This is a genomic window from Embleya sp. NPDC056575 (assembly GCF_042793325.1).
Lineage (GTDB): Bacteria > Actinomycetota > Actinomycetes > Streptomycetales > Streptomycetaceae > Embleya.
In genome coordinates, this window is sequence record NZ_JBHTVA010000122.1 from 1 (window position 1) to 19,114 (window position 19,114).

Annotated in this window: 14 protein-coding genes; 10 read left to right on the forward strand and 4 right to left on the reverse strand. The window is 71.2% G+C overall.

Going from position 1 to position 19,114, the window contains the following annotated elements:
• Positions 1-46 precede the first annotated feature (46 nt).
• Positions 47-529, forward strand: a complete 483-nt coding sequence (locus ACFRCG_RS46895; RefSeq protein WP_380042803.1) for a group III truncated hemoglobin — start codon at positions 47-49, stop codon at positions 527-529.
• A 913-nt stretch (positions 530-1,442) separates the two neighbouring features.
• On the opposite strand, the gene ACFRCG_RS46900 is transcribed toward ACFRCG_RS46895, so the two are convergent.
• A complete protein-coding gene (locus ACFRCG_RS46900; protein ID WP_380001121.1) occupies positions 1,443-2,294 on the reverse strand; it encodes a PAC2 family protein in 852 nt (283 codons plus the stop codon).
• A 350-nt stretch (positions 2,295-2,644) separates the two neighbouring features.
• Here ACFRCG_RS46900 and metH point away from each other — a divergent pair, with 350 nt between their 5' ends.
• The 5 genes from metH to ACFRCG_RS46925 all read left to right on the forward strand — a co-directional run bounded on the left by metH (position 2,645) and on the right by ACFRCG_RS46925 (position 10,528).
• A complete protein-coding gene (metH, locus tag ACFRCG_RS46905; RefSeq protein WP_380042804.1) occupies positions 2,645-6,121 on the forward strand; it encodes a methionine synthase in 3,477 nt (1,158 codons plus the stop codon).
• 71 nt (positions 6,122-6,192) lie between these two features.
• A complete protein-coding gene (locus tag ACFRCG_RS46910) occupies positions 6,193-7,041 on the forward strand; it encodes a putative RNA methyltransferase (protein WP_380042805.1) in 849 nt (282 codons plus the stop codon).
• Positions 7,042-7,169: 128 nt separating this feature from the next.
• Positions 7,170-7,874 (forward strand): HAD family hydrolase, encoded by a 705-nt coding sequence (locus ACFRCG_RS46915; protein ID WP_380042806.1) that lies wholly within the window; start codon positions 7,170-7,172, stop codon positions 7,872-7,874.
• Positions 7,875-8,480: 606 nt separating this feature from the next.
• Positions 8,481-9,854, forward strand: a complete 1,374-nt coding sequence (locus tag ACFRCG_RS46920; RefSeq protein WP_380042807.1) for a histidine kinase — start codon at positions 8,481-8,483, stop codon at positions 9,852-9,854.
• The gene (locus ACFRCG_RS46925; protein ID WP_078978583.1) at positions 9,851-10,528 is read left to right on the forward strand and encodes a response regulator transcription factor; all 678 of its coding nucleotides are present in this window, start codon (positions 9,851-9,853) and stop codon (positions 10,526-10,528) included. The genes ACFRCG_RS46920 and ACFRCG_RS46925 overlap by 4 nt, the downstream gene beginning before the upstream one ends.
• Positions 10,529-10,554: 26 nt before the next feature.
• Here the strand turns inward: ACFRCG_RS46925 and ACFRCG_RS46930 are convergent, their stop codons facing one another.
• Positions 10,555-11,466, reverse strand: a complete 912-nt coding sequence (locus ACFRCG_RS46930) for a RecB family exonuclease (protein WP_380042808.1) — start codon at positions 11,464-11,466, stop codon at positions 10,555-10,557.
• Positions 11,467-11,636: 170 nt separating this feature from the next.
• Between ACFRCG_RS46930 and ACFRCG_RS46935 the strand changes: the two genes are divergently transcribed.
• Entirely contained in the window at positions 11,637-13,076 is a 1,440-nt protein-coding gene (locus ACFRCG_RS46935; RefSeq protein ID WP_380042809.1) for a cellulase family glycosylhydrolase, read from the forward strand.
• Positions 13,077-13,669: 593 nt separating this feature from the next.
• Here ACFRCG_RS46935 and ACFRCG_RS46940 read toward each other — a convergent pair.
• A complete protein-coding gene (locus tag ACFRCG_RS46940; RefSeq protein WP_380042810.1) occupies positions 13,670-14,845 on the reverse strand; it encodes a M50 family metallopeptidase in 1,176 nt (391 codons plus the stop codon).
• Positions 14,846-14,940: 95 nt separating this feature from the next.
• On the opposite strand from ACFRCG_RS46940, the gene ACFRCG_RS46945 reads away from it, so the two are divergent.
• Together ACFRCG_RS46945 and ACFRCG_RS46950 are read left to right on the forward strand one after the other, a co-directional pair.
• Complete coding sequence (locus ACFRCG_RS46945; RefSeq protein ID WP_380001104.1) at positions 14,941-15,849, forward strand: tRNA (adenine-N1)-methyltransferase; 909 nt, start codon at positions 14,941-14,943, stop codon at positions 15,847-15,849.
• 98 nt (positions 15,850-15,947) lie between these two features.
• Positions 15,948-16,709, forward strand: a complete 762-nt coding sequence (locus ACFRCG_RS46950) for a hypothetical protein (RefSeq protein ID WP_380042811.1) — start codon at positions 15,948-15,950, stop codon at positions 16,707-16,709.
• Between the two features lie 33 nt (positions 16,710-16,742).
• Here the strand turns inward: ACFRCG_RS46950 and ACFRCG_RS46955 are convergent, their stop codons facing one another.
• Positions 16,743-17,030: a ferredoxin gene (locus ACFRCG_RS46955; protein WP_078978591.1), complete on the reverse strand. Its 288-nt coding sequence runs from the start codon at positions 17,028-17,030 to the stop codon at positions 16,743-16,745.
• Positions 17,031-17,254: 224 nt separating this feature from the next.
• Between ACFRCG_RS46955 and arc the strand changes: the two genes are divergently transcribed.
• Positions 17,255-19,021 carry a proteasome ATPase gene (gene arc, locus ACFRCG_RS46960; protein ID WP_078978592.1) on the forward strand — a complete coding sequence of 589 codons (1,767 nt, stop codon included), beginning with the start codon at positions 17,255-17,257 and terminating at the stop codon, positions 19,019-19,021.
• The last annotated feature ends 93 nt before the right edge of the window (positions 19,022-19,114 follow it).

Here is a 19,114-nt window from a genome sequence, read left to right on the forward strand (position 1 = left end):
GGTCCCAGGACCCCGCCCGCGCGGCCCGTACACCTACGCTGGCAGCGTGAAACCCGCACCCCTGGGCCTCCGCGCCGGCACACCCCGCCCGGACATCGAGACCCGCGCCGACCTGGAAACCCTCCTGCGCCGTTTCTACCGAGTCGCCTTCGCCGACCCCGTCATCGGCGCGCACTTCACCGAGATCGCCGGCACCAACCTCGAGACCCACCTCCCACGGATCACCGACTTCTGGGACCGCGCCCTGCTACGCGGCGCCGACTACCGAGGCGACCCACTCGCCATCCACCGCACCCTCCACGAGGCCGCCCCCCTCACGGCCCGCCACTTCGGCCGCTGGCTCCAGCTGTGGCACGCGGCGGTGGACGGCGCCCACACAGGCACCCGAGCGGAGCGCGCGAAGTCCCAAGCCGACCGCATAGCCCAATCCATGCTCCGCCACCTACCGGCCCCCAACACCGCGGCCGAACACCCCCAGCCCGGCTTCATCCCGCTGACCACATTCCACCTACGCCACCCCAACACATAAGCACAACGCCAAAACCCACCGGCCCCCACCCGGCGCCCGAGAACAGCCGAGCCGCAGCCCGCCCCCGGAGCCGAACCGGCCCCCATCCAACGTCCGAGAACAGCCGAGCCCCAGCCCGCCCCCGGAGCCGAACCGGCCCTCACCCAGCCCGCCCGGCGCTTGAGGACACCCGGGCCGCAGCCCGCCCCAGCCGGCGACTCGGATCCCCCTCAGCTTGTCCGGCGTTTGAGGACAGCCGGGCCGCAGCCCCGCCCCCGCAGCCGCCCGGGCCTCATCCAGCCCGTCCGGCGTTCGAGGGACGCCCGGGCCGGAGGCCGGCGAGCAGGCGACTCGACTCCCATCCAGCCCGTCCGGCGCTTGACGACACTCGGGCCGCAGCCCGCCCAGCAGGCGACTCGGCTCCATTCAGCCCGTCCGGCGCTTGAGGACGCCCGGGCTGGAGGCCGGCCCAGCCGGCGACTCGGCTCCCATTTGTCCGGCGCTTGAAGACAGCCGGGCCGCAGCCCGCTCCCGCAGCCGCCCGGGCCCCCCATCCAGCCCATCCGGCATCCGAGAACGGCCGGGCCGCAGCCAGCCCCCGGAGCCGCCCGGGCCCCCATCCAGCCCGTCCGGCGTCCGAGGACGGCCGGGCCGCAGCCCGGCCCTGGAAACGCCCCGGCTCCCATCCAGCCGGTCCGGCGTTTGAGGACACCAGGGCCGCAGCCCGACCCACCAGGCGGCTCGACCCCATTCAGCCCGTCCGGCGTTTGAGGACAGCCGGGCCGCAGCCCGGCCCCGGGGGCGACACGGCCCCATTCAGCCCGTCCGGCGTTTGAGGACACCCCGGGCCGGAGGCCGGCCGCCCCCGCCGACGCGACCAGCGTGAGTGCCCCCACCGCCCCAGCCCCATCAGGGCCATGTGGCCGCGAGCCTTTCACCCCTCCGGCTGATCACCCTTACGCTTCAAATACCGCTCGAACTCCGCCGCGATCGCATCGCCCGACGCCTCCGGCAGATCCTCGGTGTCCCGCGCCGCCTCCAGCGACCGCACATACTCGGCCACCTCGGTGTCCTCGGCCGCGAGCTGATCCACGCCCACCTGCCACGCCCGCGCGTCCTCCGCGAGCTCGCCCATCGGCACGTTCACGTCGAGGAAGTCCTCCAGCCGCCGCAACAGCGCCAGCGTGGCCTTCGGCGACGGCGGCTGCGCCACGTAGTGCGGAACCGAGGCCCAAAACGTCAGCGCCGGCATGCCCGCGTGCGCGCACGCCTCCTGGAACACGCCCACGATCCCGGTCGGCCCCTCGTACCGCGACTGCTCCAGCCCCACATTGCGCGCCACCACCGGGTCGGAGGTCGTTCCGTTGACCGGGACGGGCCGCGAGTGCGGCGCGTCGCCCAGCATCGCGCCCAGCACCACCACCGTCTCCACGCCCAACTCGTGCGCGAAGCCCAGCAGTTCGTTGCAGAACGAGCGCCAACGCAGGTTCGGCTCTATCCCGTGCACCAGCACCAGGTCACGACGCGGCTCGGTCAGCCGGACCACCGACAGCCGCGTGGTCGGCCAGGTGATCCGCCGGGTTTCGCCGTCGAGCCATATGGTCGGTCGATTAACCTGGAAGTCGTAATAGTCCTCGGCGTCAAGCGCCGCGAACACCTCGCCCTTCCAGACCCGGTCCAGGTGCTCGATCGCGGCGGAAGCGGCGTCGCCGGCGTCGTTCCAGCCCTCGAACGCGGCCACCATGACGGGGTCGATCAGCTCGGGCAGGTCGTCGAGCTCGATCACCCAGTGCCTCCTTCCGGCCGGGGCCGGGATCCGTGCGCCGCGGCCGACCGTACGTGGGGACCGCGAGAGCTGTACGGTCCCCACATTACGGGTTGCGGCACCCGCGACCAGACCCGCCGGCGCCGACTTCGCCCACAGTGAAATCCGCGCCACGCCCACCGACCCGCGCGGCCAACGCACCACAAACGGCCCGGTAAACGTGTGTGACCACACGGTGACCAGTGGGACACGTCACCCGCGAGTCATCGAGCTCCCGACGAGGATCGCATTAAGCTGGCGCTCTGGCCCGAGCCGTCACGACGGCACCGGGCAAGCCGACAGCCGTCGCACCCATCGGAGACGCATATCTCATGACAGCCACCCCGCAGCAGCTTCGCGAAGCACTCGCCACCCGCGTCGTCGTCGCCGATGGAGCGATGGGAACCATGCTCCAGGCCCAGGATCCCAGCCTGGACGATTTCCAGGGCCACGAAGGCTGCAACGAGATCCTGAACGTCACCCGACCCGACATCGTGCGCAACGTGCACAAGGAATACTTCGACGTCGGCGTGGACTGCGTCGAAACCAACACCTTCGGCGCCAACCTCGGCAACCTGGGCGAGTACGACATCCAGGACCGAATCTACGAACTCGCCGAAGCCGGCGCCCGGATCGCCCGTGAAGTGGCCGACGGCTACACCACGCCCGACCACCCCCGCTGGGTGCTCGGCTCGATCGGCCCCGGCACCAAGCTGCCCAGCCTCGGCCACGTGCCCTTCGCCACGCTGCGAGACGCGTTCGAGGTCAACGCCGCCGGCCTCATCGACGGCGGCGCGCACGCCCTGCTCATCGAGACCAGCCAGGACCTGCTGCAGACCAAGGCGTCCATCATCGGCGCCCAGCGCGCCCTGAAGAAGGCCGGCGTCGACCTGCCGATCTTCGCCCAGGTCACCGTCGAGACCACCGGCGCCATGCTGATGGGCTCCGAGATCGGCGCCGCGCTCACCGCGCTGGAGCCGCTGGGCATCGACTTCATCGGCCTCAACTGCGCCACCGGCCCGGTCGAGATGAGCGAGCACCTGCGCCACCTCTCCCAGCACGCCGGCATCGGCGTCACCGCGATGCCCAACGCCGGCCTGCCGATCCTGACCAAGGACGGCGCGCACTACCCGCTCAGCCCCGACGAACTGGCCGACGCGCACGACACCTTCACCCGCGACTACGGCCTGGCCCTGGTCGGCGGCTGCTGCGGCACCACCCCCGCGCACCTGAAGGCCGTCGTCGAGCGGGTGCACGGGCGCGAGCTGACCCCGCGCAACCCCCGCCACGAGCCCGCCGCCGCCTCGCTCTACCAGTCGGTGCCCTTCCGCCAGGACCTGTCGTACCTGTCCATCGGCGAGCGCACCAACGCCAACGGCTCCAAGGCGTTCCGCGAGGCCATGCTCGAAGGCCGCTACGACGACTGCCTCGACATCGCCCGCGACCAGACCCGCGACGGCGCGCACATGCTCGACCTCAACGTCGACTACGTCGGCCGCGACGGCGTCGCCGACATGCGCGAACTCGCCGGCCGCCTCGCCACCGCCTCCACCCTGCCGATCATGCTCGACTCCACCGAGCCCGAGGTGCTCGAAGCGGGCCTGGAACTGCTCGGCGGTCGCGCCGTGGTCAACTCGGTCAACTACGAGGACGGCGACGGCCCCACCTCTCGCTTCCGGCGCATCATGCCGCTGGTCAAGGAGCACGGCGCGGCCGTGGTCGCGCTGACCATCGACGAGGAGGGCCAGGCCCGCACCGCCGAATGGAAGGTCCGCGTCGCCGAACGGCTGATCACCGCCCTCACCGGCGAGTGGGGGATCAAGGTCTCCGACATCATCATCGACGCGCTCACCTTCCCCATCGGCACCGGCCAGGAGGAGACCCGCCGCGACGGCATCGAAACCATCGAGGCGATCCGCGAGATCAAGCGCCGACACCCCGAGGTGCAGACCACCCTCGGCCTGTCCAACGTCTCCTTCGGCCTCAACCCGGCCGCGCGCATCGTGCTCAACTCGGTCTTCCTCAACGAGTGCATCGAAGCCGGCCTCGACTCGGCGATCGTGCACGCCAGCAAGATCCTGCCGATGGCGCGCATCCCCGAGGAACAGCGCGAGGTCGCCCTCGACATGGTCTACGACCGCCGGCGCGAGGACTACGACCCGCTCCAGCGCTTCCTGGAGCTGTTCGACGGCGTCGACGCCAAGTCCGTACGCGCCACCCGCGCCCAGGAGCTGGCCGCACTCCCGCTGAACGAACGCCTGGAACGGCGGATCATCGACGGCGAACGCGCCGGCCTGGAGGAAGACCTCGACGAGGCGCTGCGCGAACGCGGCGCGCTGGTCATCATCAACGACACCCTCCTCGCCGGCATGAAGGTCGTCGGCGAGCTGTTCGGCTCCGGCCAGATGCAGCTGCCGTTCGTGCTCCAGTCCGCCGAGGTGATGAAGTCCGCCGTCGCGCACCTGGAACCGCACATCGAAAAGGTCGAGGGCGAGGACGGCAAGGGCACCATCGTGCTCGCCACCGTCAAGGGCGACGTGCACGACATCGGCAAGAACCTCGTCGACATCATCCTGTCCAACAACGGCTACAACGTGGTCAACATCGGCATCAAGCAGCCGGTGTCCGCCATCCTCGAAGCAGCCGAGGAACACCGCGCCGACGTGATCGGGATGTCCGGCCTGCTGGTCAAGTCCACCGTGATCATGAAGGAAAACCTCCAGGAGCTGAACACCCGCGGCCTGGCCGCCGGCTACCCCGTCATCCTCGGCGGCGCCGCCCTCACCCGCGCCTACGTCGAAGAGGACCTGTACGACATCTACGCCGGCGAGGTCCGCTACGCCCGCGACGCCTTCGAGGGCCTGCGCCTGATGGACGCCCTGATGGGCGTCAAGCGCGGCGTTCCCGGCGTGGAGCTGCCCGCGCTGCGCCGGCGCAAGGTCGCCGCCGCCAAGGTGATCGAGACCGAGCCCGAGGAGATGCCCGCCCGCTCCGACGTGGCGACCGACAACCCCGTGCCCACCCCACCGTTCTGGGGCGACCGCGTGGTCAAGGGCATCCAGCTGAACGACTACGCGTCCTGGCTGGACGAGCGTGCCACCTTCATGGGCCAGTGGGGCCTCAAGCCCACCCGCGGCGGCGACGGGCCCTCCTACGAGGAACTCGTCGAAACCGAGGGCCGCCCGCGCCTGCGCTACTGGCTCGACCGCATCGTCACCGACAACCTCCTCGACGCGGGCGTGGTCTACGGCTACTTCCCGTGCGTGTCCAAGGGCGACGACCTGATCGTGCTCGACGACTCCGGCAACGAGCGCACCCGCTTCACCTTCCCGCGCCAACGCCGCGACCGGCACCTGTGCCTGGCCGACTTCTTCCGCCCCGAGGAATCCGGCGAGATCGACGTCGTCGGCTTCCAGATCGCCACCATGGGCCCGCGCCTGTCCGGCGCCACCGCCGAACTGTTCGCGGACAACTCCTACCGCGACTACCTCGAACTGCACGGGCTGTCCGTACAACTCGCCGAAGCCCTCGCCGAATACTGGCACGCACGCGTACGCGCCGAACTCGGCTTCGCCGGCGAGGACCCCGCCGACCTCGACGGCATGCTCAAGCTGCACTACCGCGGCGCGCGCTTCTCGCTCGGCTACGGCGCCTGCCCCGACCTCGAGGACCGGGCCAAGATCACCGCACTGCTCAGGCCCGAGCGCATCGGCGTCGAACTGTCCGAGGAGTTCCAACTCCACCCCGAACAGTCCACCGACGCCATCGTGCTCCACCACCCCGAGGCGAACTACTTCAACGCCCGCTGACCCACCCGTCCACACCGGCCACGGCCGGGGCACCCACCGCCCCGGCCGCACCGGCGGCCCGAACGAGGCACATGCTCGGCGACGTCCTGCACACCCTCGCCTGCCCGCACTGCGGCGCCGACCTGGCGGGGGAGGACCCCGGCCTGCGCTGCGCCGCCGGGCACACCTTCGACATCGCCCGCCAGGGCTACGTCAACCTGCTCACCGGCAGCGGCCCCACCGGCACCGCCGACACCGCCGCCATGGTCGCCGCCCGGGTCGACTTCCTCGGCGCCGGCCACTACGACCGGCTCGGCGACGCGCTCGCCGCCGCCTGCGCCGACGCACCCCCCGGCACCCTCGTCGACGTCGGCGCCGGCACCGGACACCACCTCGCGCGCGTCCTCGACGCCCTGCCGGACCGCCGCGGGCTCGCCCTGGACATCTCCAAATACGCGCTGCGCCGCGCCGCCCGCGCACACCCCCGCATGGGCGCGGCCGTCTGCGACGCCTGGCGCCCGCTGCCGGTGCGCGATGGCGTCGCCGCCCGCGTACTCAACGTGTTCGCCCCGCGCAACCCGCCCGAACTGCACCGCGTCCTCCACCCCGACGGGGCCCTGATCGTCGCCGCCCCCGCCCCCGGACACCTGGGCGAACTCGTCCCCGCCCTCGACCTGCTCCGCGTCGACACGGACAAGCAGGAGCGGATCGACGCCAAACTCGCCCCCTGGTTCACCCCGCGCGACCGGCGCACCCTCACCTACCCCATGACGCTCGACCACACCGCGATCGCCACCGTGGTCGCGATGGGCCCCAGCGCCTGGCACACCGACCCCGAGCAGCTGCGCACACGGCTCGCCACCCTGGCGAACCCGCAGGTCGTGACCGCTTCGATCACTGTTTCCGCATACGACCCCGTTCGGCGGTTGCCCAATCCCTGACGACGCCGCACAATCGAGGACCCGCCGGAGCCAACCGGCGGATCCGACCCCTGGAGAACCCGCGTGAGGAGATTCACCCACCCCATCCACACCACCACGCCGCGAACCGGCGGAGAGGCGGCCACCCGATGACGGCAGCGCTGACGACCACCACCGGAGCCCGCCCGGGCCACGGCCTCCAAGCCGTCCTGTTCGACATGGACGGCACCCTGGTCGACACCGAACGCCACTGGTTCGCCACCGAGACCGCGGTCATGGCCGACCTCGGCTTCACCCTCACCGCGCAACACGCCGAGCAACTCCTCGGCAGCCCCATGGAGCGCGCGGTCGCCTACCTGCTCTCGGCCTCCGGCCTGGACGTGCCGCCCGGCGAACTGGAGCACCGGATCAACACCGACATGGTGCGCCGCCTGCGCGACGGCGTCGACCTGCGCCCCGGCGCCAAACGACTGCTCGCCGAGGTCGACGACGCGGGCGTACCGTGCGCGCTCGTCACCGCCTCCCAGCGGCTGATCGTGGACGCCGTCCTGCCCTCGATCGGCGCCCACCACTTCCGCCTCACCCTCGCCGGCGACGAGATCGCGCGCACCAAGCCGCACCCCGACCCGTACCTGACCGCGGCCCGCCGGCTCGACGCCGAACCCTGGGCCTGCGTGGTCGTCGAGGACTCGCCCACCGGGATCGCCGCCGGCGAGGCCGCCGGGTGCGCCGTGCTGGCCGTGCCGAGCATGACGCCCATCCCGCCCGCGCCCACGCGCACCGTGGTCGACTCCCTCGAAGAGGTCGACCTCGCGTACCTGCGCGACCTGGCCCGGGCCCGCGTCGCCCGCTGACCGGCGGCGCCGCCGCACCCGCGGCCGCCACACCCGCAAACAGGTGGGAGCGGGCGGCCCCGAAGGCCCGCCCGCTCCCACATCCCCGTGTTTCCCCGTACTGCTTTGCCCGTTCCCCGCGGTTCCCCCGAACCGCGGTTCCCGTACTCCCCGGATTCGTTCCCCGCGATTCCCCCGAATCGCGGTTCCCGGGTCCCCGTGTTCCCCCGAATCGGAGCCCCCGTGCTCCGACCCGCAGTTCCCCGTCGGACCTGTCGACCTCCCGGCGGCGGTTTCCCCCGTCCCCGTGACCACCGAGAGGTCTCCCGGTCGTGCTCCGCCCGATCCCCGAAGGAATCGGACCCCCGTAGTACTACCCCCGTAGTACTGCCCGTGGTTCCCGTTGCCGGGTTCCCCGTGTGATGTCCAGTGTTCGCGATCGGAAAGGGCAGGGCTTCAGGGAAGTCCCTCGCGTTGTCCCGCACTCCCTCACGCGCCCCGCCACACCGTTGAGTACGGACCGCGACTCCGCCCCTGGGAGGAGATCGCCCCACCGCTCCTCCCAGGGGACGAGACCAAGGCCCCAGGGGGTCAAAACCCCCGGCCGGGGGCCCTACCGTAAGAGACGTGCGCGCCGTGACCCCCGACCCGGACACCCCCACCGGGACCCCAGACCGACCCGCCCCGAGCGATCTCGCGCCCCGGGTCGTGCGACCACGCGCCGGCCTCGCCGACATCGTCCACGAACTCGGCCGCGACGCGCGGCAACCCTGGCCGCGCCCCACCGTGCTCGACCTGGCCCTGGTGGTCCTGCTGTCGGTCTTCGCCGTCGGCGGCCTGTACTTTCGCGAACTCGGCATGCGCGACGTGCGCGACCCCGACGTGTGGGGCGTACTGCTCGCCCTGCTGACCGCCGTGCCGCTGCTGTGGCGCGCCGCGCACTCGCTGCGCGTGCTCGTCGCCGTCAGCGCCGCCGGGCTGCTCCTCGCCGGCGCGCACTACGAGTCCGCGGGCGCCGGCATCGGCCAGATCGTCGCGCTGTACGCCGTCGCCGTCGGCCGCTCCCGCGTGCCCGCCGCCGTCGCGCTCGGCTTCACCGAGAGCGCCACCGTCGTCTGGCTCGCGCTCCGCGACAGCGACATCGTCTTCCTCGACCTGGTGGCCAACCTCGCCGCGATCTTCGCCGTCTGGGCCTTCGCCCGCAGCGTCGGCTTCCGCCGCGCCTACACCGCCGAACTCGAGGCCCGCGCCGAACGCCTGGAACGCACCCGCGAAGCCGACACCCGCGCCGCGATCGCCGAGGAACGCGGCCGCATCGCCCGCGAACTGCACGACGTCGTCGCCCACCACGTCTCGGTGATGACCGTGCAGGCCTCCGCCGCGCAGCGCATGGTCGCGCGCAACCCCGACCGGGCCAAGGAGGCGATGGCCGCCGTCGAACAGACCGGCCGCGGCGCCCTCGTCGAGATGCGCCGCCTCGTCGGCATCCTGCGCGACACCACCGACGCCGTCGGCGGCCCCAACGAGGGACACAACGCCCCCCAACCCGGCCTGGACCAACTCGACACCCTCGTCACCCAGGTCCGCGAGGCCGGCCTGCCCGTCGAGCTGTCCCTGGAGGGCGCCCCCTGCGCCCTGCCGCCCGGCATCGACCTCGCCGCCTACCGGATCGTCCAGGAAGCCCTCACGAACACGCTCAAGCACGCCGGCCCCGCCGAGGCCCGGGTGCTGCTGCGCTACAGCCGCACCGAACTCCTGGTCCGCGTCGCCGACGACGGCCGCGGCGGCAGCACCGCGCCCACCGGCGAACGCACCGGACACGGCCTGCTCGGCATGCGTGAGAGGGTCTCCCTTTACGGTGGACGCCTGTACGCAGGCCCCCGCGCCCAGGACGGCTTCGAAGTCCTGGCCCGCATCCCCCTGTCCGCCACGAACCCCACCGACACCGACGGCCCGCCGGACCGTGTCGCCCCCGACCGACTGGAGCAGACCCGCCCATGACGATCCGCGTCATCCTGGTCGACGATCAGCCGCTGCTGCGCACCGGCTTCCGGATGATCCTGGAGGCCGAGCCCGACATCGCCGTCGTCGGCGAGGCCGCCGACGGCGAACAGGCCGTCGAACAGGTCCGCGCCCTACAGCCCGACGTCGTGCTGATGGACATCCGCATGCCCCGGATGGACGGCGTCGAGGCCACCCGCCGGATCGCCGGATCGGGCCGCGACGGGGAAAACGCCGCCCGCGTCCTCGTACTCACCACGTTCGACCTCGACGAATACGTGGTCGAGGCGCTGCGCGCGGGCGCCAGCGGCTTCCTGCTCAAGGACGTGCCCGCCGACGACCTCGTCGCCGCCATCCGGGTCATCGCCGAGGGCGAGGCGCTGCTCGCGCCCAGCATCACCCGGCGCCTGCTCGACATGTACGCCGCCCGGCTGCCCTCCGCCGAGGACCCCACCCCCGACACGCTCGCGATGCTCACCGAGCGCGAGGTGGAGGTGCTGCGCCTGGTCGCGCGCGGCATGTCCAACGCGGAGATCGCCGCCGAGCTGTACGTCAGCGAGACCACCGTCAAGACGCACGTCGGCCACGTACTGACCAAACTCGGCCTGCGCGACCGGGTCCAGGCCGCCGTGTACGCCTACGAGAGCGGCCTGGTGCGCCCCGGCGCCATCTGAAGCGCCCGCCCCGTCGGACAGGACCGCTACGGGGCCGGCACCACCGGCAGCGGATACACCGGGGGTGTGCCACCGAACTCGGGGCACACCTCCCGGTGGTCGCACCACCCGCACAACTTCGACTTCCGCGGCAGCCACTCGCCCGTGCGCGTGGCCAGGTCGATCGCCTCCCACAGCGCGCGCAGCTTGCGCTCGACCGCGAGCAGCTCGCCCTCGTCCGGGTCGTAGGTGATCACGTCGCCGCTGCCCAGATAGACCAGCTGCAACCGGCGCGGCACCCGGCCGTGCCGGCGCCACAACACCAGGGCGTAGAACTTCATCTGGAACAGCGGCTTGTCCTGGAACATCGGCGACGGCGCCTTGCCCGTCTTGTAGTCCACCACCCGCAGATCACCCGCCGGCGCCACATCCAGCCGGTCCACCACACCGCGCAGCACCAGGCCGTTGTCCAGCGTGGTCTGCACGTACAACTCGCGCCGGGCGGGTTCCAGGCGGTTCGGGTCCTCCAGCGTGAAGTAGCGCTCCACCAGCTTGTCGGCGTCGGCCAGCCACGCACCCAGACCCGCGACGTCCTCGCCGAACAACTCGGCCAGCTCCGGCCGCTCGGCCAACAACGCGTCCCACGCCGGCCGCACCATCGCCACCGCCCGCTCCGGCGTGCGCTGCCCGCTCGGCAGATCGAACAGCCGCTCCAGGACGGTGTGCACCACCGTGCCGCGCGTGGCCGCCGCGCTCGGCTTCTCCGGCAGCTTGTCGATCACCCGCAGCCGATACAGCAGCGGGCACTGCATGAAGTCGGCCGCCCGCGACGGAGACAACGACACCGGCGGCCGCGACTCCCGCGCACCGGCCTGGGCGGGCACCGCGACACTCGGCGCGGCGGCGGGATCGACATCGGCCGACGCGACGCCGGCGGCTTCGGAGGAGCTGGCACTCATGCCGCACACCCTATGCGCGCACGGCGACACCCTGTGCGCCCGCGCGGACCGAAGGCCCTGTCCATCGTGACTACCAGTCAGTAGAGTCCGGCTCCGCGAGGCGCGATACCGGCCCGCGAGCTCCACGCACGCCCTCCCCGTCCCCCACCCCTCGTCACGACGGAGGCCCCATGCGCGTCCCCACCCGCACCCGACTGCTCGGCGCCGCGACACTCGCCGGCGGCCTGCTCCTGGCGGGCCTGCCCGGCCCCGCGTACGCGCAGGGCGGGCACCACGGCCGCGGACCCGACAAGATCACCGTCGGCGACCGCACCTTCATCGCCGACGAGCACGGGCGGGCCACCCAGTGGCGCGGCTTCAACATCGGCGACAAGGCCCACCGCGGCGCCCAGGCGTTCAAGGACGTCACCGAGAACGAGTTCCGCGAACTGTCCTCGCGCGGCTTCAACCTCGCCCGGGTGCTGTTCTTCTGGGACGACCTGGAACCGCGCCCGGGCCGCTACGACCGCGACTACCTCGCCCGCATCGGCCGCATCCTCGACTGGGCCGAGAAGTACCACGTCAAGGTGATCCTCGACGCGCACCAGGACGTCTACGGGCCCTACTTCTCCGACCACCGCGGCAACCCCGAGTGGACCACCCGCGACGAGGGCCTGCCGTACGAGCCGGTGCCCGGCGACTGGTTCGCCGAGTACTACACGCCCGGCGTCCAGGCCGCGTTCGACCACCTGTACCAGGACCGCGACCTGCGGCGCGCGCAGGCGGCCATGTGGACCAGGGTCGCCGCCACGTTCGGCCGGCACCCCGCGGTGCTCGGCTACGACCTGATGAACGAGCCGATGGGCCGCTTCCGCGACGGCGAGGACATCCCCACCGCCGCCGCCCGGCTCGAATCGACACAGATCACCGACACGTGGAACCGGCTCACCGACGCGATCCGCCTCGTCGACCGCCGCAACTGGATCTTCGTCGAACCCACCCCGATCGTCGGCCTCGGCGTACCCACCGCGCTCGGCCCGATCAGCGACGACAAGGTCGCCTACGCCCCGCACTTCTACGAGACCGCCATGGAGACCGGCGCCGACTACGACCCGGCCGGCGGCTTCATCGAGAACTACGAGGCCGCGATCACCGCCTACCCCAAGGCGAACACACTCCCGCTGATCGTGGGGGAGTGGGGCCCGCCCGACCAGTCGCTGCCCAACATCCCGCTGTTCTACCGGCGCATGACCGCCGCCATGGACCGCTTCGGCACCGGCTGGGCCGGCTGGCAATGGTGCAACGGCGGCGGCTACTGCACCTTCGACGCCGACGGCCGCATGAAGCCCAACAACAAACTCCTGATCCAGCCCTACGCCCGCGCGGTGGCCGGAAACCCGGAGTCGTACACCTACGACATCGACACCCGCACCTACACCCTGACCTTCACCACCCGCCAAAACACCGACGCCCCCACCGAGATCACCCTCCCGAAGGACGTGTACGCCGAACCCCCGACGATCCGTGTTGCCGGGCCGGGGCGAGTTCGCGTGGATACCCATGGCGCCGTCGCCCGCGTCGACACCTCGGCACCGGGCCGGTACACGGTGACGGTCACGCCGGGCCGCTGAGCCCGTAGCGTGGCAGGGCCGGGCCGACGGGGGAGGTGTTGCGAGCGACGGGCGCGGCGTGGGGCAGGTCATAGCGTGGGGCGGAGGGCTGCACGTCTGCTCCGCCCCGAAACGCGCGTCCACCACGCGACCGGGGACAGCCCAATCAGCCCGGCCGGCGTTTGAGGCCAAAAAGGGTCCGCCACTACCCGTCGCAACCTCGACGCGCGGCGGGAGCGACGCCCTCGCTCCGGCTGGGGGCAGCCTCTTCAGCCCGGCCGGCGTTTGAGGCCAAAAAGGGTCCGCCACTACCCGTCGCAACCTCGACGCGCGGCGGGAACGACGCCCCCGCTCCGGCTGGGGCAGCCCATTCAACCCGGTCGGCGTTTGCGGCCGAAAAGGCCCACGATTACCTGTCGCAACTTCGGCGCGCGGCGCGAGCGGCACCCCCGGCCCGGTCGGGGGCGGCCTCTTCAGCCCGGCCGGCGTTCGAGGCCAAAAAAGGTGCGCCATCACCCGGCGCAAGCTCGACGCGCGCCGCAAGCGACCCCTCAGCCCGGCCGGCGCCTGAGGCCAAGCAGCGCGGGCCGGCGCCTGAGGCCAAAAGCCCGCACTCACCCTCGCATCATGGCCAAAAACGCATGCTCCACATCCGTCCGAGCCAGCACCCCGTACACCCGCCCATCCGGCTCCACGACCAGATACTCACTCGCGGGAGCGCCCCGCATCGCCACCAACAACTCCTCACCCGCCAAATCCGCCGGCACCCGCATCCCCTCCGCCAGATCCCGCGCCAACGCCCCCACCGCCACCCACGGCCGACGATGCTCCGGCGTCGCCAACACCGCCGCCTCGCGCACCAACGCGACCGGATCCCCGCCCCCGTCCACCACGACCAGCCCCCGCGCCCCCTCCTCGTGCGCCCGCCGCAACGCCTCCGCCAACGGCACGCTCGCCGCCACCGGAATCGCCCGCCGCGTCAGCACCCGCACCCGCAACTGCGGCAACCGCTCGCGCAACCGCTCCGCCCGCAACGACTGCACCGCCCCCGCCCACATGAAACCGGCCACCAACGCGCCGAAGATCACCGTGTACGTACGCGCGCCCGCATCCGCCCCCAACGACCACGCCACCGCGGCGACCAGCACCACCACCGCCAGCACCCGCCCGGCCCACGACGCCGCGATCGTGCCCGCCAACGGCCGCCCGCTGACCCGCCACACCACCGCCCGCAACATCCGGCCACCGTCCAACGGCAACCCCGGCAGCAGATTGAACGCCGCCACCAGCAGATTCGACACCGCCAACAAGGCGATCATCCGCCCCGGCAACGTGTCCACGTGCAACGCCAGGCCGATCAGCCAAAACCCGCCACCCAGCACCAACGACAACGCCGGCCCCGCCGCCGACACCAGGAACTCGTGCCGCGCCGTCTCCGGCTTGTCGATCTCCGACACCCCGCCCAGGAACTGGATGGTGATCCGCCGCACCGGCAGACCCAGCCGCAGCGCCGTCACCGCGTGCGCCAACTCGTGCACCAGCACCGACACGTACAACAACACCGCGAAGCCGAACGACAACACGAACCGCCACGGCCCCAGATCCGGGAACAGACTCTGGAACGTCGGCGCGAACAACACGGTGATCACCGCCGCGATCACGAACCACGTCGGCGCCACATAGACCGGCACCCCGAACGGACGCCCCATGAGCAGGCCACGCCTCGGCTCCCGGCGCGGAGCCTCGTCCTGCCGCACCCGGCGTCCCTGCGGCCTGCTCGAATCAGTCACGCTCAAGATGCTATGCAACCGAGCCCCGGTTCGACCCCCATGGGCCCCGGACCCACGCGTCGGAGCGTCGCCGCCGACCGACTAGGCTGACCCCCATGTCCGAACCGACCGGTACCGCGCGCAGGCGCGGACCCTTCCAGGTCGGGGACCAGGTTCAGCTGACCGATCCCAAGGGCCGCCACCACACCTTCACCCTCGAAGCGGGCAAGGCGTTCCACACCCACAAGGGCTCGTTTCAACACGACGCGCTGATCGGCGCCCCCGAAGGAACCGTCGTACGGTCCACCGGGAACACCGACTACCTCGCGCTGCGACCTCTGCTCCCCGACTTCGTCCTGTCCATGCCCCGCGGCGCCGCGGTGATCTACCCCAAGGACGCCGGCCAGATCCTCGCGATGGCCGACATCTTCGCCGGCGCCCGCGTCGTCGAGGCCGGCGTCGGCTCCGGAGCGCTGAGCACCTTCCTGCTCCGCGCCATCGGCGACAGCGGGCAGCTCGCCTCCTACGAACGCCGACAGGACTTCGCGGACATCGCCCGCAAGAACGTCGAACGCTACTTCGGCGCCCCCCACCCCGCGTGGAAGCTGACCGTCGGCGACCTCCAGGACAACCTCGTCGAGACCGGCGTCGACCGCGTCATCCTCGACATGCTCGCGCCCTGGGAATGCCTCGACGCCGTCTACAAGGCGCTCGCCCCCGGCGGCCTGGTGTGCTGCTACGTGGCCACCACCACGCAGCTCTCGCGCACCGTGGAGACCATGCGCGTGATGAACTGCTTCACCGAACCGCAGCCGTTCGAGTCGATGGTGCGCTCCTGGCACGTCGAGGGCCTCGCGGTGCGCCCCGACCACCGGATGATCGGACACACCGGCTTCCTGGTCACCGCCCGCCGGCTGGCCGACGGGGTGGAACCGCCGCTGCGCCGGCGCCGCCCGTCCAAGGGCTCCTACGGCGACGACTACGCCGGCCCCGGCGCGGAGGCGGGCGACTCGGCGGCATCCTGACCCACCGTCAGCGATGGGTGGAACCGCCGGTAATGGTTGAGACAAGGCGGGCCGGAACCCTGTACCGGGGCCCGGCCCGCCGCATATCGTCATCCACCGTGGCGGACGATCACTCTGAGAACCGGCCCGTGCGCGGCGACAGTCCCCGCGGGCTCGCGACCACCGACGGACCACCCGACACCACGATCCCCCCGCACCGCGAGATACCCGACGTACGCAACGGCATCGCCTTCGCCGCCGCGGGCATCGTGTTCCTGTTCATCGTCGTGACCGGCCTGGTCATCTGGGCCGCCGCATCCCTCGACGGCGGCATACCCGGCGTCACCGCACCGGCCCGGGGCCGCCCCAACCAACAGGACCCCCCGGCCGCGCCGCGCACCCTCGAACCCACCCACGCCGGCGGCACCACCACCGAGCAGGGGCGAAAACCGGCCGGCCCACCCACCGAGACGGTGCAGGCCGCACCACTCGCGGGCAACCGCCGACCCACCGGCGGCCCCGGCGCCACGGAAGTCGCCGGGCTCGCCCTCCCACTCGACTGCCCCGGCGTCGGCACCCGCGTCCACAGCGTGCTCACCGACCCCGACGGGCCCACCGTTGTTCGCGTCACCTGCGCCGCCGGCTCCGGCAGCCCGCCCAGCGCGCTGCTCGCCTACGCCTGGGACGCCGGCGCGCCGCGCCTGGTGGCCACCCTCCTGGGCACCGACGAGGGCCTGCTGGTCGACGACCTCACCCGCGCCGGCGACACGATCACCGCACACGCGCAGGGCTGGTCCACGCCCGACGTCCCGCGCTGCTGCCCCGACACGAGCACGACACTGCGCTGGCGACTGACTCCACTCGGTGCCCAACGGATCTGACGCGCCGCCAGACACGAGACCACAAAGCGGAATTCAGGAGGCTTCCGGCCCGAATACCTCGACCCCGTCGGAAACACGACGCATGTGGATGCATTCCCCGGGACACTTGCGTGTGGCGTCGATCACGTCCACGAGCAGCGGCGCGGGCACCGGAACCACCGCGCCCGGCTCCGTGCGCAGCTCGTCGTCCGCGCCCTTGACGTACGCCAGCCCGTCGATGTCCAGCTCGAAGACCTCCCGCGCGTACTGGACGCAGATGCCGTCCCCGGTGCAGAGATCCTGATCGATCCAGACCTCGAGGGGTTCGTTTTCCGCGGACATGCGGCCTCTCTCTTCACCGATTCGTACCGACACGCGACCAACAGACCCTACTCGCGCCTGCTTCCCGACGCGGTCGGGTGGGTATCTGATCCTCACAAGCGTGGGGGCAATCGCACGGGTGAAGATCGGACACGCCCGGACAGTCTTGCTGATCAAGGGGTTTCAACCCCTCCTGCCATAGGTAGGGTCGGAGACGTCGCAGCTCCCAGGAGGAGGTGAGGGCCGTGGCAGTCCACGACGACGACATGAACCGTGGTGGGAGGCCGGCTCGGGGTACGGACGACCTCGTAAGCCAGGTTTCTTTTCTAGAGCAGGAAGTCGCCGTCCTGCGTCGCAAGCTCGCCGACTCACCGCGCCAGAGCCGTTTGCTCGAGGAGCGGGTCGTCGATCTTCAGACGTCCTTGGCCGGCATGACCACACAAAACGAGCGACTGGTCGCGACCTTGCGAGAGGCCCGCGATCAGATCGTGGCCCTCAAGGAGGAAGTGGACCGACTCGCCCAACCCCCCTCGGGGTTCGGCGTGTTCCTACAGGCCAACGAGGACGGCACGGCCGACATCTTCACCGGCGGGCGCAAGCTGCGCGTGAACGTCAGCCCCAACATCGAGCCCGACGAACTCCGGCGTGGCCAAGAGGTCATGCTCAACGAGGCCATGAACGTCGTCGACGCCATGGAGTACGAGCTGATCGGCGACGTCGTGATGCTCAAGGAACTCCTGGAGGACGGCGAACGCGCCCTGGTCATCGGGCACACCGACGAGGAGCGCGTGGTGCGCCTCGCCGAGCCGCTGCTCGACGCCCCGCTGCGCGCGGGCGACTCGCTCCTGCTCGACTCCCGCTCGGGCTACGTGTACGAGCGGGTGCCCAAGAGCGAGGTCGAGGAACTGGTCCTCGAAGAGGTCCCGGACATCGACTACACCAAGATCGGCGGTCTGCGGAACCAGATCGAGATGATCCGCGACGCGGTGGAACTGCCCTACCTCCACCCCGACCTGTTCAAGGAACACGAGCTGCGCCCGCCCAAGGGCATCCTGCTCTACGGTCCGCCCGGCTGCGGCAAGACGCTGATCGCCAAGGCCGTGGCCAACTCCCTCGCGAAGAAGGTCGCCGAGGCCCAGGGCAACGAACAGGGCAAGAGCTACTTCCTCAACATCAAGGGCCCCGAACTCCTCAACAAGTACGTCGGCGAGACCGAGCGGCACATCCGCCTGGTCTTCCAGCGGGCCCGCGAGAAGGCCAGCGAGGGCACCCCCGTCATCGTCTTCTTCGACGAGATGGACTCGCTCTTCCGCACCCGCGGCTCGGGCGTCAGCTCGGACGTGGAGAACACCATCGTCCCCCAGCTGCTGTCCGAGATCGACGGCGTGGAGGGCCTGGAGAACGTCATCGTCATCGGCGCCTCCAACCGCGAGGACATGATCGACCCGGCCATCCTGCGCCCGGGCCGACTCGACGTGAAGATCAAGATCGAACGTCCGGACGCCGAGGCGGCCAAGGATATCTTCGCGAAGTACCTCAAGGTCTCGCTGCCGCTGCACGACGACGACCTGGCCGAACACGACGGCAACCGCGACTCCACGGTCACCGGGATGATCCAGGTCGCGGTGGAGCGGATGTACTCGGAGAACGAGGAGAACCGCTTCCTGGAGGTCACCTACGCCAACGGTGACAAGGAGACCCTGTACTTCAAGGACTTCAACTCCGGCGCGATGATCGAGAACATCGTGGGCCGCGCGAAGAAGATGGCGATCAAGGACTTCCTGGAGCACCGCCAGAAGGGCATCCGGGTGGCCCACCTGCTCGCCGCGTGCGTCGACGAGTTCAAGGAGAACGAGGACCTGCCCAACACCACCAACCCCGACGACTGGGCCCGGATCTCCGGCAAGAAGGGCGAGCGGATCGTCTACATCCGCACCCTGGTCTCGGGCAAGCAGGGCGACGAGGCCGGGCGCTCCATCGACACGGTGGCCAACACCGGTCAGTACCTCTGATCCCCATCGAGCATCGATTGACCACCGCCGCCGCGACCCCGGGTTAGGTGGGCCAACGGGGGGGGCGCCCGGCCGGCCCCACACAAACCCCCA

Excerpts from the sequence above, each read along its gene's own strand:
- metH (WP_380042804.1), top strand. The coding sequence starts at position 2,645 with ATGACAGCCACCCCGCAGCAGCTTCGCGAAGCACTCGCCACCCGCGTC.
- ACFRCG_RS46910 (WP_380042805.1), top strand. The coding sequence starts at position 6,193 with ATGCTCGGCGACGTCCTGCACACCCTCGCCTGCCCGCACTGCGGCGCC.
- ACFRCG_RS46915 (WP_380042806.1), top strand. The coding sequence starts at position 7,170 with ATGACGGCAGCGCTGACGACCACCACCGGAGCCCGCCCGGGCCACGGC.
- ACFRCG_RS46925 (WP_078978583.1), top strand. The coding sequence starts at position 9,851 with ATGACGATCCGCGTCATCCTGGTCGACGATCAGCCGCTGCTGCGCACC.
- ACFRCG_RS46930 (WP_380042808.1), bottom strand. The coding sequence starts at position 11,466 with ATGAGTGCCAGCTCCTCCGAAGCCGCCGGCGTCGCGTCGGCCGATGTC.
- ACFRCG_RS46935 (WP_380042809.1), top strand. The coding sequence starts at position 11,637 with ATGCGCGTCCCCACCCGCACCCGACTGCTCGGCGCCGCGACACTCGCC.
- ACFRCG_RS46945 (WP_380001104.1), top strand. The coding sequence starts at position 14,941 with ATGTCCGAACCGACCGGTACCGCGCGCAGGCGCGGACCCTTCCAGGTC.
- ACFRCG_RS46955 (WP_078978591.1), bottom strand. The coding sequence starts at position 17,030 with ATGTCCGCGGAAAACGAACCCCTCGAGGTCTGGATCGATCAGGATCTC.